Raw genomic sequence first — 12,911 nt, 5'->3', positions numbered from 1 at the left:
GCTACCCGTCCATGAACGCACGCGAAGACGCGAGACGAAGGGCCGGGCCGCGATGGCGGCTCGGCCCTTCGGCGTGCGCTGTCAGCATCTCCCACGGCGATCTGCGGGCCGGGGGGCCCGTCGGTTACTCGGCCGGCCCGGTCTCGGCCCGGTGCTTGAGGTTGGTGACCCAGTGGTGGAGGGATTGGTCGAGCGCGGCCTGAAGGGCGGCCTGGTGGGCGAGGACGGGGGCTCCGGTCCAGGACTCCTCGGTGCGGACGAGGACGCCGTCCCGGGTCGGGGTGAAGGTCCACACGTGAATGGCGGTGATGCCCTGGGCGGGGCCGCCCCAGGCCAGCCGCCGGCCGTGGTCGGCCTGCCTGACGGTCGAAACGATGTCGAGCCCCTCGGTGCTCCAGCGGAACACGGACCCGGGCCGCAGGCGTCCCGGGGTGTCCTTGGTGACGGCCTCGACGCTGGGCTGCCAGGTCGGCCACTTCTCGACGTCGGTCTGGATCTTCCAGACGGTGGCCAGCGGGGCATGGATGAGGATCTCGGTGCGGGTGATGACCGGCGCGTTCCGGTCGATCCGTACGTCGTCCACGGGGCTGTGGGTGGCGGGCCGGTCGTCGGTGACCGCGTAGGCGCTGCCGGTGGCAGCGAGGACGAGGACGGTGGCGAGGGCAGCGGCCTTGAACGCGGTCGCAGCAGCGGGGGCAGGGGCGGTACGCACGGGGTTGGCCTCTCGTGGGTGCTCGTGGGTGCTCGTGGGTGCTCGTGGGGTGGCGGCGGACGGGGAGCGCGGCGACCGGTCAGCGCTCCAGGTCGCTGTCGGGGATCCAGGAGCCGTGGATGCCGGCGGTGACCCGGCGGGGGAGGTGGACGGTGGCGACCCGGCCGAGGCCGGAGGCGTCCAGGACGAGCAGTTGGGAGGCGTCCTGCTTGAGGTCGGAGATCACGGTGAGCAGGTAGCCGTCGTCCTCGCGGGTGGCGCCGGCCGCGGGGACGAACACCGCCTCGCTGGGCAGCCGGGCGTCGCCGACCTCGTGGATGCGGCGCTCGCCGGTGCTGCGGTCGTACTTGACGACGCCGTAGCCGCCGAAGCCCTCCTGGTCGGGGAAGGAGACCGCGTACTGGTACCGGTTCTCGGAGCCGAGGAAGTCCTCGTTCAGGGTGGGGAACTCGACGGCGAGGTCGTCGATGACGCGCTCATCGACGCGGCCGGCGGCCAGGTCGACGACCCAGCGGCGGGTGTAGGAGCGGGTGTTGGGCTCGGTGCCGCGGCCGGGTGCGCCGACCCACCAGTTCCAGGAGAGCTGGAATCCCTCGCGGTCGACGGTCGGGCCTTCCAGGACGATGCGGCCCTGGGCGTCCTCGTACGCGTTGGCGGCGTGCAGCATGTTGCCCGGTTCGATCGGGAACCAGCGGATCTTCCCGGCACCCTGCGGTCCGCGCGGCATGACGCCGATCCGGGCGGGCTGCGCGTCCTGCCAGGAGTACGGGATGCCGGAGTGCTCGGTGGGATCGAAGGTGACCGCGCCCTCGACGAAGACCACGTGGTTGCGGGTGATCGCGAAGTCGTGCTTGAGGGAGGCGGTGGCTCCCGGCACCTCGGAACTGTGCGTGATGTGCCCGTGGGCGTCCGCGACGTAGTACGTCAGGAACGGCGGGAACGGCGAGGAACCGAAGAAGTGCAGTTCGCCGGTGATCGGGTCGCTCTTGGGGTGGGCAGTCATCGCGCTGCGCAGCTTGCCGTCGAAGTCGAAGGGGCCGACGGTGTCGAGGGCCTTGGTGAGCTCGAAGGGGAAGTTGGCCTCGCACAGGGCGAGCAACCGGCCGGCGTGCTCGATGACGTGGGTCCCGGCGGTGGAGGCGGTCAGGTCCGGGCCGTGCTCGGTCATGTAGGGCGCACCGTTCAGGGCGGGGGTGTGCACCCAGCGGTTGCGGTACCACTCGGCACGGCCCTCGCGCAGCCGGATGCCGTGGACCATGCCGCTGCCCTTGAACCAGTGGGTGGGCGTGACGCCGGCCTTCGGGTTGTGGCTGTTGCGGATCAGGCGGCCGGTCAACTCGGGCGGCAGGGTGCCCTCGACGGTCAGCTCGGTGGCGGTGATCTCGTCGGTGACGGGCTCGTAGTGGCCGATCAGGTAGGGCTTGGCGGTCATGGCGGGAACCTCGATTCGGTGTCGGTGTCGGTGTCGGTCTGTGGGGCTGGGGCCGTCTCGGACGGAGGGGCGGGGGTCAGGCGGACCGCTCGGCGTGGGACTTGAGCGCGGCGAGCCAGCTCTCCAGGGAGTCCCGGAGGGCCCGGCCGAGCTCGTCGGCGGCGGCATCGACCGGGGCGCCGCTCCAGGACTCCTCGGTACGCACGACGGTCCGGTCCTCGCGCTGCTCGAAGGTCCACACGTGGACGCCCTCGATGCCGTTGGCCGGGCCACCCCAGACCAGCCGCTCGCCGGGGACGAACTCGCGGATGGTGGAGGTGATCTCCAGGCCGTGGGTCTCCCAGTGGAAGGAGGTGCCGGGCAGCAGCGGCCCGTCGAGCTCGGCCCGGTCGACGTGGGTGTTCCAGTCGGGCCAGCCGTCGATGTCGGTGTGCAGGGCCCACACCCGCTCCAGCGGGGCGGCGATCTCGGTGGACAGGCGGACGATCACGGGGGCGGTCTCGTCGATGGTGATCACGGCGGGAGTTCCTCTCGGTTGAGGCAGGGGAGGCAGGGGAAGTCGGGGAGTCGGGGTCGGGCGGGGAGTCGGTGGGGTGTTGGTCAGTGGTGTTCGCGGGTCGTGTCGCGGAGTGCCGGCCACGAGCCCGCGCCGGTCGGGCGGGTCGGGCGGGTCGGGCGAGCCGTGGTGCAGCGGGTGAGGAGCGGTGCGAGAGCGGCGGTGACCGCGAGGACGACGGCCGAGACGGCGAAGGCCGTGCGGTACCCGGCGGTCAGCGCCTCCAGGTGCGGCTGCTGGACGGATGCCCGGGCGGTGGCGGCGCCGGCCAGGGTCGCCAGGACGGCCAGGCCGATCGCGCCCCCGACCTGTCGGGTGGTGTTGACCAGTCCGCCGGCCAGGCCGGCGTCCCGCGGCGCAACGCCCTCCACGGACAGGGCTGTCAGCTGGACGAACGCGGTACTCAGTCCGAGGCCGATCAGCAGACTCGGGCTCAGGACATCGACGAGGTAGCTGCCGTCGGCGCTGATGCGGGACAGCCACCACAGTCCGGCAGCCTCGGTGAGCAGCGCCCCGGTGACGGTCACGGTCGTACCGAGCCGGCGGGAGATCCGGGGGGCGAACGCCGAACCGAGCATGTTGGCCGCGGCGAGCGGGAGTTGGCCGACTCCGGTGATCAGCGGGCTGGAGCCGAGCACCTGCTGCTGGTACAGGGGAAGGAAGAAGAACAGCGCGATCCACACCGAGCCGAGCAGAGCCATCAGCAGGTTCCCGGCAGCCAGCCGGCCGGTGCGCAGGAGCCGGGGCGGCAGCAGCGGGTTCGGGTGGCGGCGCTCGACCAGGACGAAGGTGGCCAGCAGCCCGGCGGCCAGGGCGAAGGAGGCCAGGACGGCGGTGTCCGTCCAGCCGGTGCGGCGGGCGGTGGTCAGGCCCCACACCAGGGCGGTGAGCGCGGCGGTGACCGTAAGGGTGCCGAGCAGGTCGAAGTGTCCGCCGCCCGCGCCGGGCGCCCTGGGTACGAAGGCGGCAGCGGCGGCCAGTACCAGGAACGCGCCGACCGCGACCACGTGGAAGATCCACGGCCAGCCCCACGCCTGCGTCAGCACACCACCGAGCAGGACCCCGGCTGCGCCTCCCGCCCCGGAGACCGCGCCCCAGACTCCGAGCGCCCGCCCTCGTCCGGGGCCGGGTGGGAACAGCCCCATCATGAGGGCCAGCGCCGCCGGGGCGATCGCCGCAGCGCCCAGGCCCTGGACCGCACGGGCCGCGATCAACACGAGGGACGAACCGGCCAGGCCCGCCACCAGCGAGGAGGCACCGAACACCATCAACCCCGCCAGCAACACCCGGCGTCGTCCGAGTAGGTCCGCCGCCCGACCGCCGGCCAGCAGCAACGCACCGAAGGCCAGGCCGTACGCGTTGACCGTCCAGGTGGTGCCGCTCTCCGACAGCCCCACTCCGGCGCGGATCTGTGGCAGGGCCACGTTCACGATCGAGGTGGCCAGCATGACGGTGAACTGGGCCCCGGCCAGGGCTGCGAGTGCGACCCCGGGGCGGCTGGCAGTGGCGGTCGTATCGGTGGTGTCGGTCGTATCGGTGGTGTCGGCGGCGCTCAAGGCAGGCTCCCTGTGTGGTTAACCACTCACAAATAAGGCCTAAGAAAGGCGGGGCCGACTACCGTGCCCCGCCAAACCGGCCCGGTCGAGCAACCGGGCCGGACGTCAGTAGTGCGTGATGCCCGCGGACAGCGTCCGGGTCCAGGGCGCATCCACCTCTTCCACCCCCAGGGAGACGATGAGGTGGCACAGCATCCCGAGGGCGAAGAACTGCTGGACCTGCTGCTCGCTGCCGCCCGAGGCGCCGCGCACGTACTCCACCAGCCGGGCGTAGCCCTGCCGAACCGCCTCACGGACCGGCGGCTCGGACACCGCCGCCGCCTGGGCGTGCAGCTGGATCAGCATCAGGTCGTTGTCGCTGATCAGCCGGGCGTAGGCGTCGCCCATCGCGTCCAGCACCACCTCCGCGGAGCTACCCTTCGCCTCCGCGGCACCCTGTTCGAGGCTGGCCCGTACCTGCACGAAGCAGTACTCGACCACCGCCGTGAACAACTGCTCCTTACTGGGGAACAGGCGGTAGACGTAGGCCTGCGAGATGCCGGCCGCCTTGGCCACCTCGGTCGTGGTGGTGCCCCAGTAACCGCGGGCGGCGAACGCACCGATCGCGGTGCGCAGCACCGTCTCGCGGCGCTCCTCGGCGGTAGACAGTTGGCGGGGTCGTTCCGTCTTCATGTGAGTACTCAACCACTCACACTTTTGACTGTCAACCCGTTCGCGTCGCGCAGCCCCGGGCGGCGGCCCATGGGCACCGGGGACCGACGGGACCGGTCCGGCGTTCGGCGGGGCCACTACGATCGCCGGTCATGGACTGGCTGGAGCGCACCGCGAAGCTGAGGCAGTGGACGAGGAGCGGGACGCGCGCTCCGCACAAGCCACTGTTGTTCCTCTACGCCCTCGGCCGGTTCCAGCAGGATGCCCAGGGCGAGCTGCGGTACAGCGTGGTGGAGGAAGACCTGAAGCGGCTGCTGGCCGAGTACGGACCGGCCAACAAGACCACCCCGGCCTACCCGTTCCACCACCTGGTGAGCGACGCGGTGTGGGAAGTCCGCACCGATCACGGGCTCGGCAGCCCGGGCAGCGGAGTGCGGGAACTGCGGGCCTCGGGAGCCGCGGGTCGGCTGGCGCCGGAATTGCGGGCAGCACTGCGCAGAGAGCCGTCGCTGCTCGGCCGGATGGCGCGCGTCCTGCTCGATCTGAACTTCCCGCCCTCGCTCCACGGGGAACTGTGCGAAGCCGTCGGCCTGGAACTGGAGCCATCCGCGACCGAGCGGCTCTCGACGGTGCAGAGGCAGCGTGACCGGCGCATGCGGGAGCTGGTGTTGACGGCGTACGAGTACCGGTGCGCGTTCTGCGGCTACGACGGGAGGATCGGCGCGGTGCCGGTCGGACTGGAGGCCGCGCACGTGCGCTGGTGGGCATTCGGGGGCCCCGACGACGTCGACAACGGGCTGTGTCTGTGCTCGCTGCACCACCGGCTCTTCGACAAGGGCGTACTCGGCATCGGTGATGGCCACCGCATCCTGGTGTCGCAGCGCTTCGTCGGCCACAGCCCCGCCGCCCGCGAGCACGTCATAGCGCTCGCCGGCCGCCCGCTCATAGGCCCGCAAGCGGGTGTTCGCCCCGTCGCGGCGGCCCACCGCTCCTGGCACACCAGCCAGGTCTTCCACGGCACCCCGCGCCCAGCCACCGCCGCCTGACCGCCGCCCGTAAGCCGCACGCAGCACGCAGCACGCCATAAGCCGTGAGCCGGGAACCGCCCGCTCCGGCGGAGTGCACTCCGCCGGAGCTACGGCCCCCAGGTCGGCGGGCCACCCCGGCGGGTGGCCCGTCCTGCGCCCGAGGAAACCGGCTACACGTCCGACATCTTCGGCATGTCACCCGTCGCCTTCGACATGTCGATGACCGCGAACGCCGCCCCCTGCTGGTCCGTCAGCGCGGCGAACCGACCGTAGGGGCTGTCCATCGGACCGAAGTGCAGGGCGCCGCCGTGCTTCTTCGCCTTGGCCACCGCCTCGTCGCAGTCGGGGACCGAGAAGTAGACCTGGACGTACGGGGGGATCCCGGGCGGGAACTCGTCGCCCATCTTCATCCGGCCGAGGACCGGGTTCTCCTTGCCGCCGACGCTGAAGATCACGAAGTCCATCCCGGCCATCTCCGGGTCGTCACCGGGTTCCACCCGCTGGGCGCCGTACGGGAAGACCTTCCGGAAGAACGAGTCCGCCTTGTCCGGATCACGCGTGTAGACCTCCGCCCACGCGTACGCGCCCGACTCCCCGACCTTCTCGAAGCCCTTGTGCTCGCCCGACTGCCAGACGCCGAAGACCGCCCCGCTCGGCTCCTTCGCGAGGAGCATCGTGCCCAAGCTGCCGACCTGCATCGGCTCCATCATCAGGTCGCCGCCAGCCGACTTGATCTTCTCCGCCGTGGCCGCCGCGTCGGGCGAGGCGAAGTACAGGCACCACTGCGACGGGGCGTCGGCGCCCGGCATCGGCGGAACGACGGCCGCGACCGCCTTGCCCTCGGAGTAGGCCTGCGTGTAGTTGCCGTAATCGCTCTGGGCGTCGCCGAAGGTCCAACCCAATACGTCGGAGTAGAAGGTCTTGGCGCCCTCCACGTCCTTGAACATCGCGTCCACCCAGCACGGAGCGCCTTCCGGGAACTCAGCCATGATCGATCGACTCCTGTGTCCTCGTGTGTGTCGTGTGTCGTGGGTCGCGCGCGCGCTTCACACGCTAGGCGCGCGGTGCGCCGACCGCGCGGGGAGCGCGGCCAGGCGAGACGCTGGAGCCATGGACATCACGATGCGGCTGGCCCAGCAGCCGGAGGCCGACGAGCTCCTCGGCCGCAGCCCGCTCGCCGCGCTCGTCGGCATGCTGTTGGACCAGCAGGTGCCGATGGAGTGGGCGTTCTCGGGGCCCTACACGATCGCCCGTCGGATGGGGGCGGACGATCTCGACGCTCACGCCATCGCCGCCCACGACCCCGAGGCCTTCGCCGCGCTGCTCTCCGAGAAGCCGGCCGTGCACCGCTACCCCGGGTCGATGGCGAAGCGGGTCCAGCAGCTGTGCGCGTACCTGGTGGAGCACTACGACGGGGACGCGGAGGCCATCTGGCGCGACGTGCAGAGCGGAGAGGAGCTACTGGAGCGGCTCAAGGCGCTGCCCGGGTTCGGCGAGCAGAAGGCCCAGATCTTCCTGGCGCTGCTGGGCAAGCAGTTGGGCGTGCGCCCCGAGGGGTGGCGCGAAGCGGCCGGCGGATACGGCCGGGCGAACGTCTACCGCTCGGCGGCCGACATCACCGGGCCGGAGTCCCTGGCGAAGGTGCGGGCGCACAAGCAGGAGTTGAAGGCCGCCGCCAAGGCTGCCAAAGGGGCCAGGACCGCCAAAGCCGCCAAGGCGGCCGGAGGGAAGTGAGCCGGCGCCGGACCGGGTGCGACACGAAAATTGACCGGTCATTTCACTCACCGATTGACCCGTGCCGCCGGTCAAACAGCCGACTAGATTCATGATCATGACGAACGAGATCCTGACCCGCGCCGCCACCGCCGAAACCATCACAGACGGCCCCGGCAGCGTCATCACCCTGCTGACCGACACCGCCGAACTCACCTGCAACACCGCCACCTTCGACGAGGGCGCCGCCGGCGCACCCGTCCACTTCCACACCAAGGCGACCGAGTTCTTCCACGTCACCGCCGGACGGCTCGACGTCCTCGTGGACGACGAGGTCAGGACCCTCACCGCCGGGGACTTCCTCTCGATCCCGGCAGGCGTGAAGCACGCCTTCGCACCCTCCCCGGGGCACGGCGCGAGCGTCTTCGTGGGCTTCACGCCCGGCATGGGACGCTTCGACTACTACCGGCTCCTCGGCCGGGTCCGCGCGGGCGAGGCCACCGTCCAGGACATCATCGACAGCCAGCCCACGTACGACAACCACTACGCGGAGAGCGACGCCTGGGCCGGCCGCCTGCGCAGCGCCGAGGCGTAGACCTCGTCCGCGTCGAGGCGCCGCAGCTCCTCCGAGATCAGCTCGGCCGTGCTGCGGATCTTCAGGGCCACCGTACGGTCGGGGCTGCCCGGCAGGATCAGCGCGGCCAGCGCCCCGTCGGGGCGGTCCACCCTGATCTCACCCTCCGCGGTGTCCAGCCGGACCCGCGTGATCACCGGCCCGTCCGTCGTGACCCGCTCCAGCGGGACCCCGAGCCGACCTTCCAGCCAGCGGGCCAGCAGTTCGGCACTCGGGTTGTCCGCCTCGCACTCCACCGCCCCGCCAGTCACCGGCAGCGGCTTCTGATCCATCGCGGCGGCCAGCAGCGCCCGCCACGGCGTCAGCCGGGTCCAGGCGAGGTCGGTGTCGCCGGGGGCGTACGAGGCGTCCCGCTCGTCCAGGACCGCGACCGGGTCGGCGGCGGCCTCCGCATCCGTGATCCGGCGCTGCGCCAGCGCGCCCAGCGGGTCCCCGGCCGGATCGGCGGGGGCATCGGCCGGCCACCACACCACCACGGGCGCGTCCGGCACCAGCAGCGGGAGGACCACCGAGCCCGCCTGTTCGGTGAGCGCCCCGTGCAGGCGGAGCAGCACGATCTCCCCGGTCCCGGCGTCCGTGCCCACCCGCAGCTCGGCGTCCAGCCGGGTCTGCCGGAGCTTGTGCGGGCCGCGCGAGGTGCGCTTGATCACCACGATGATGCGGCACGGGTGCTCGTGCGAGGCCTCGGAGGCCGCGCGGACGGCGTCGTAGGCGTTCTCCTCGTCGGTGGCGACGACGAGCGTCAGCACCAGGCCCATCGTGGAGCTGCCTATGGCCCGGCGGGCTTCGAGCAGGGCCCGGTCGACCTTGCTGGACGTGGTGTCGATGAGTTCGGTCCGCATGGACCGAAGTCTGTCAGCGACAGCCCGCACGGCGCACCCGGCCGTCGAACCCCCCGCCGAATCCGTCACCTGGGCCTCACCCGCCGAGCTGGGTGCGGAGCCCCTCCAGGTCGTACCCCGTCCGGCAAGCAGCTGCCGTCCCAGAGCAGAGCACCCAGGTCGAGGGCGGGCCCGGTGAAGGCGTACCCCCGCGGCGATCTGGTCGGCCGGAGACGCGGGTCGGTGCTCTCGCTCATGAATAACTCCAGAATTCGCCTGGTACATCACTTTTGCACCGCCATCGCGAGGCTGCGCCTGCAGGCGCCGGCCCGGTAGGCTTTCCGTGTGATCTTCAAGCGCATCGGAAACGGGCGGCCGTACCCCGACCACGGCAGGGAAACCACCCGGCAGTGGGCGGATGTCGCCCCGCGCCCGGTCCGGCTCGACCAGTTGGTGACGACCAAGGGGCAGCTGGACCTCGAAACGCTGCTCGCCGAGGACTCGACCTTCTACGGCGACCTCTTCGCCCACGTCGTGAAGTGGCGGGGCGACCTGTACCTGGAGGACGGTCTGCACCGCGCCGTGCGCGCAGCCCTGCAGCAGCGTCAGGTGTTGCACGCGCGCGTCCTCGAAATGGACTGACCCCCGGACACCCCGGACACCCGGGACACCCGGGACACCCGGACCGCTCGGGGCTCCCGGGGACACGCCGGGCGCGCCCCGGGAGGGCACCCCGGCACGGCTTCCGCACGGCTTCCGCTTCGCGCGGATTGCACCTTTCGGGTTGGTCTTGCCCTATCAACAGATCATCCGGTGGGCATCGACAGCGGGCGGTACTACGCTGCGCCCATGAGCATGCTCACTCCCCCCGGCATGGGCGGAAAGTACCGCGTCACGGGAGCGGCCTACCCCCGCATGAGCCGACCCCGGCGACGCCGGCGGATCGTCTTCACCGCGCTCGGAGCAGTCCTCGGTCTTGCCCTGCTCGGTTACGGATCCCTGCAGCTCATGAACGTGTTCCGCGGCGAGAGCGGCAGCGACAAGCACCACAAGGCGGCCGCCAAGGACTGTGCGACACCGAAGCCCAAGGCGGGCGGCGCAGCGGCCGCCAGCGCCGCGGCTGCTGTGCCTGCGGTCGTACTGCCCCAGCCCGGCGAGATCACGGTCAACGTCTACAACGCGACCCCGCGCGCCGGCCTCGCCAAGGCGGTCGGCGACGAGCTCAAGAAGCGCGGGTTCACCGTCGGCACGGTCGGCAACGCCCCCGCCGACTTCGACAAGAAAGTCCCCGGCACGGGGATACTGCTCGGCTCACCCAAGACCGACAAGGCGGTCTTCTCCGTCCTGGGAACCCAGCTCGACGGCGACACGCAGCAGACCGATGCCCGCGAGGGCGCGGACGTCGACCTGATCCTCGGCGACGCGTTCAAGGAGCTCAGCCCGAAGGAGACCGCGGACAAGGAGCTGGCCCTGCTGGCCCACCCCCAGCCCGCGCCCGCCAAGTCCTGCTGACCCCGGAAAGCCGACGGCGGCCCGAGCACGGCGATCCGTGGACCGCGGTGCGTGCTCGGGCCGCCAAATCGGGTGTTCGGGCCGCCGAAATCGGAGCCGACCACGGATCAGCGGTCGGCTCGAAGGCGTCCTACTCGGCCGAGCCGTACATGCGGTCACCCGCGTCGCCCAGGCCCGGCACGATGTAGCCGTGCTCGTTGAGCCGCTCGTCCACCGCGGCCGTCACGACCGTCACCGGTGTACCCGCGAGGTCGCGTTCCATGACCTCGACGCCCTCGGGCGCGGCCAGCAGCACCACGGCGGTGACGTCGTCGGCGCCGCGCTTGATCAGCTCCTGGATCGCCGCGACGAGCGTGCCGCCGGTGGCGAGCATCGGGTCGACGACGTAGACCTGCCGCCCCGAGAGGTCCTCCGGCATGCGCGTCGCGTACGTGGAGGCCTCCAGGGTCTCCTCGTTGCGAACCATGCCCATGAAGCCCACCTCGGCGGTCGGCAGCAACCGCATCATGCCGTCCAACATGCCGAGGCCGGCGCGCAGGATCGGCACGACCAGCGGGCGCGGGTGCGAGAGCTTCACACCGGTGGTCGGACCGACCGGCGTGAGGATGTCGGCCTGCTCGGTGCGCACGTCCCGGGTGGCCTCGTACGCGAGGAGGGTCACCAGCTCGTCGGCGAGCCGACGGAAGGTGGGGGAGTCGGTGCGCTTGTCGCGCAGGGTGGTCAGTTTGTGCGCCACCAAGGGGTGATCGACGACCTGCAAACGCACAACATCCTCCAAGGTTCAGCTGCCGGGTTTCGACCTGCGACCTGCAAAAACGGCCGCACTCTTTCGCGACCCACGATCAAAAGGCTACGCGGTGTGCGCACCCCTGTGCGTCCGAGCCGGCAGCGGGGGCCCGCACCTGCCTGCGGATGCGCCCCGCCCGGACGCCCAGCACGCTGGACTGATGAGCAACGCACCGGTGGTCGCGGCCGTCGACGGATCCGAGCACAGCCTCCAGTCGTTGGAATGGGCCCGGACCGCGGCGCTCCGCCACGGCACCGGCCTCGTGGTCGCCCACGTGCTGCCCGACAGCGTCCAGTTGTACGCGGCGCGCCGCTCGTCCCTGGCCGACGCCTCCCAGCCGGACGCGTACGCCGACCCGGTCGGCGACCGGATCAGGGCCCTCCTCGCCCAGGCCCCCGCGCTGCCGGACGAGGTGCGCTACGAGTCCCTGGAGGGTTCCGTGCCCGATGCCCTGCGCATGGTCGGCGAGGGCGCCCGGATGCTGGTGATGGGTTCCCGGGGCCACAGCGGCTTCGCGACCCTGCTGCTCGGCTCGAACAGCCACGCCGTGGCCGCAACGGCGGCGTGCCCGGTGGTCGTGGTCCCGCATGCGGCGCGCACCGCCGGGGCGGCGTCGGAGCCGCCCGCCGGGCGGGTGGTGCTCGGTCTGCACGCCGCGGAGACGCCGGACGACGTACTGGACTTCGCCTTCGCGGAGGCCGCCGCCTGGGGGACCACCGTCCAGGTGGTCTCCGCGTACGCGATCCCGCCGGCGCCGACGACGATCATGGACAGCCCCTTCCAGGTGATCCCGCCGGAGGGGCTGGCGGACGAGGGGGACGCGGTGCCGGCGGAGCGGGAGATGCTGCGCTCCCAGACGGAGCGGCTGGGCCCGTTCCGCGCCCGGTGGCCGGACGTGTCCGTGGAACAGGCGGCGGTCCCCGGCGACCCGGCGGAGCGCCTGGTCACGGCCTCCCGCTCGGCGGCACTCGTGGTGGTGGGCCGCCACCACCCGCGGCGCAAGGTCGGGTCCCTGACGATCGGCTCGGTGGCCCACGCGGTCCTCCACCACGCCCACGGCCCGGTGGCGGTGGTCCCGACCCTGCCGGACGCCTCCTGAGCGGCGCTCGACGGCCCTGAGCTGCGAAGGGGTAGCTTCAATCGGCCCGCCCGGGGGAAGGTGGGATACGGGGGGTCTGCTTCGCGCCGGCGGAGGAGGACGACCGGACCAGCCTGGGGTGGTGGCCGATGGCCGACACACAGCCGAGCCGAGAGGGCGACGCACCGGAACCGCCCGAGACGGCGGCGCAGCGCAGAGCACGGCGCGCGCAGTTCCTGCGCGACCTCGTAGAGGCGCGGGCCTTGCGCGACCGCGTCCAACCCCGCCGCGCCCGTGCGGCCCGCATGCGCCAGCAGATGCGCATGCGCACCTTCCGCTGGTGACCCCGCCGGCCCGCCCGCCCCTCCCGGAAACCGGAAACCGGAAACCCACCTCGCCGTACGCGGTAGCCGTACGCCGTAGCCGTACGC

15 protein-coding genes are annotated in these 12,911 nt (G+C 71.8%); 7 read left to right on the top strand and 8 right to left on the bottom strand.

All coding sequences use genetic code 11. The features are described from left to right. Positions 1-124 precede the first annotated feature (124 nt). From ABZZ20_RS16475 to ABZZ20_RS16455, 5 genes are all read right to left on the bottom strand, one after another. Complete coding sequence (locus ABZZ20_RS16475; RefSeq protein WP_356870092.1) at positions 125-712, bottom strand: SRPBCC family protein; 588 nt, start codon at positions 710-712, stop codon at positions 125-127. Positions 713-791: 79 nt separating this feature from the next. Further along, positions 792-2,144 (bottom strand): carotenoid oxygenase family protein, encoded by a 1,353-nt coding sequence (locus ABZZ20_RS16470; RefSeq protein WP_356870091.1) that lies wholly within the window; start codon positions 2,142-2,144, stop codon positions 792-794. A gap of 76 nt (positions 2,145-2,220) precedes the next feature. Then, a complete protein-coding gene (locus ABZZ20_RS16465; protein ID WP_356870090.1) occupies positions 2,221-2,661 on the bottom strand; it encodes an SRPBCC family protein in 441 nt (146 codons plus the stop codon). A gap of 83 nt (positions 2,662-2,744) precedes the next feature. After that, positions 2,745-4,256: an MFS transporter gene (locus tag ABZZ20_RS16460; protein WP_356870089.1), complete on the bottom strand. Its 1,512-nt coding sequence runs from the start codon at positions 4,254-4,256 to the stop codon at positions 2,745-2,747. A 105-nt stretch (positions 4,257-4,361) separates the two neighbouring features. Then, positions 4,362-4,928, bottom strand: coding sequence for a TetR/AcrR family transcriptional regulator (locus ABZZ20_RS16455; protein ID WP_356870088.1), 567 nt, complete (start codon positions 4,926-4,928; stop codon positions 4,362-4,364). Positions 4,929-5,059: 131 nt separating this feature from the next. Here ABZZ20_RS16455 and ABZZ20_RS16450 point away from each other — a divergent pair, with 131 nt between their 5' ends. Further along, complete coding sequence (locus ABZZ20_RS16450) at positions 5,060-5,953, top strand: phosphorothioated DNA-binding restriction endonuclease (RefSeq protein WP_356870087.1); 894 nt, start codon at positions 5,060-5,062, stop codon at positions 5,951-5,953. A 152-nt stretch (positions 5,954-6,105) separates the two neighbouring features. Here the strand turns inward: ABZZ20_RS16450 and ABZZ20_RS16445 are convergent, their stop codons facing one another. Then, positions 6,106-6,924 carry a VOC family protein gene (locus ABZZ20_RS16445; protein WP_356870086.1) on the bottom strand — a complete coding sequence of 273 codons (819 nt, stop codon included), beginning with the start codon at positions 6,922-6,924 and terminating at the stop codon, positions 6,106-6,108. Between the two features lie 121 nt (positions 6,925-7,045). On the opposite strand from ABZZ20_RS16445, the gene ABZZ20_RS16440 reads away from it, so the two are divergent. Continuing rightward, positions 7,046-7,669 carry an HhH-GPD-type base excision DNA repair protein gene (locus ABZZ20_RS16440; protein WP_356870085.1) on the top strand — a complete coding sequence of 208 codons (624 nt, stop codon included), beginning with the start codon at positions 7,046-7,048 and terminating at the stop codon, positions 7,667-7,669. A 97-nt stretch (positions 7,670-7,766) separates the two neighbouring features. Beyond that, positions 7,767-8,243: a cupin domain-containing protein gene (locus ABZZ20_RS16435; RefSeq protein WP_356870084.1), complete on the top strand. Its 477-nt coding sequence runs from the start codon at positions 7,767-7,769 to the stop codon at positions 8,241-8,243. Here ABZZ20_RS16435 and opcA read toward each other — a convergent pair. Further along, entirely contained in the window at positions 8,192-9,124 is a 933-nt protein-coding gene (gene opcA, locus ABZZ20_RS16430; protein WP_356870083.1) for a glucose-6-phosphate dehydrogenase assembly protein OpcA, read from the bottom strand. The genes ABZZ20_RS16435 and opcA overlap by 52 nt on opposite strands. 324 nt (positions 9,125-9,448) lie before the next feature. On the opposite strand from opcA, the gene ABZZ20_RS16425 reads away from it, so the two are divergent. Both ABZZ20_RS16425 and ABZZ20_RS16420 read left to right on the top strand, forming a co-directional pair. After that, a complete protein-coding gene (locus tag ABZZ20_RS16425) occupies positions 9,449-9,745 on the top strand; it encodes a type II toxin-antitoxin system VapB family antitoxin (protein ID WP_356870082.1) in 297 nt (98 codons plus the stop codon). Between the two features lie 207 nt (positions 9,746-9,952). Next, positions 9,953-10,615, top strand: coding sequence for a LytR C-terminal domain-containing protein (locus tag ABZZ20_RS16420; RefSeq protein ID WP_356870081.1), 663 nt, complete (start codon positions 9,953-9,955; stop codon positions 10,613-10,615). A 130-nt stretch (positions 10,616-10,745) separates the two neighbouring features. Here ABZZ20_RS16420 and upp read toward each other — a convergent pair whose 3' ends face one another. Continuing rightward, positions 10,746-11,381, bottom strand: coding sequence for a uracil phosphoribosyltransferase (gene upp / locus ABZZ20_RS16415; protein WP_356870080.1), 636 nt, complete (start codon positions 11,379-11,381; stop codon positions 10,746-10,748). A 181-nt stretch (positions 11,382-11,562) separates the two neighbouring features. On the opposite strand from upp, the gene ABZZ20_RS16410 reads away from it, so the two are divergent. After that, positions 11,563-12,501, top strand: a complete 939-nt coding sequence (locus ABZZ20_RS16410) for a universal stress protein (RefSeq protein ID WP_356870079.1) — start codon at positions 11,563-11,565, stop codon at positions 12,499-12,501. A 128-nt stretch (positions 12,502-12,629) separates the two neighbouring features. Continuing rightward, positions 12,630-12,824, top strand: a complete 195-nt coding sequence (locus tag ABZZ20_RS16405; protein ID WP_356870078.1) for a hypothetical protein — start codon at positions 12,630-12,632, stop codon at positions 12,822-12,824. The last annotated feature ends 87 nt before the right edge of the window (positions 12,825-12,911 follow it).

The sequence above is a fragment of the Streptomyces sp. NPDC006430 genome, from assembly GCF_040612395.1.
Classification (GTDB): domain Bacteria; phylum Actinomycetota; class Actinomycetes; order Streptomycetales; family Streptomycetaceae; genus Streptomyces.
This window is presented reverse-complemented; position numbering and strand designations above follow the sequence as displayed.

Coding starts and splice junctions, on each gene's coding strand:
- ABZZ20_RS16445 (WP_356870086.1), bottom strand. CDS start 6,924: ATGGCTGAGTTCCCGGAAGGCGCTCCGTGCTGGGTGGACGCGATGTTC.
- ABZZ20_RS16435 (WP_356870084.1), top strand. CDS start 7,767: ATGACGAACGAGATCCTGACCCGCGCCGCCACCGCCGAAACCATCACA.
- ABZZ20_RS16440 (WP_356870085.1), top strand. CDS start 7,046: ATGGACATCACGATGCGGCTGGCCCAGCAGCCGGAGGCCGACGAGCTC.
- ABZZ20_RS16410 (WP_356870079.1), top strand. CDS start 11,563: ATGAGCAACGCACCGGTGGTCGCGGCCGTCGACGGATCCGAGCACAGC.
- ABZZ20_RS16470 (WP_356870091.1), bottom strand. CDS start 2,144: ATGACCGCCAAGCCCTACCTGATCGGCCACTACGAGCCCGTCACCGAC.
- ABZZ20_RS16405 (WP_356870078.1), top strand. CDS start 12,630: ATGGCCGACACACAGCCGAGCCGAGAGGGCGACGCACCGGAACCGCCC.
- ABZZ20_RS16455 (WP_356870088.1), bottom strand. CDS start 4,928: ATGAAGACGGAACGACCCCGCCAACTGTCTACCGCCGAGGAGCGCCGC.
- opcA (WP_356870083.1), bottom strand. CDS start 9,124: ATGCGGACCGAACTCATCGACACCACGTCCAGCAAGGTCGACCGGGCC.
- ABZZ20_RS16450 (WP_356870087.1), top strand. CDS start 5,060: ATGGACTGGCTGGAGCGCACCGCGAAGCTGAGGCAGTGGACGAGGAGC.
- ABZZ20_RS16420 (WP_356870081.1), top strand. CDS start 9,953: ATGAGCATGCTCACTCCCCCCGGCATGGGCGGAAAGTACCGCGTCACG.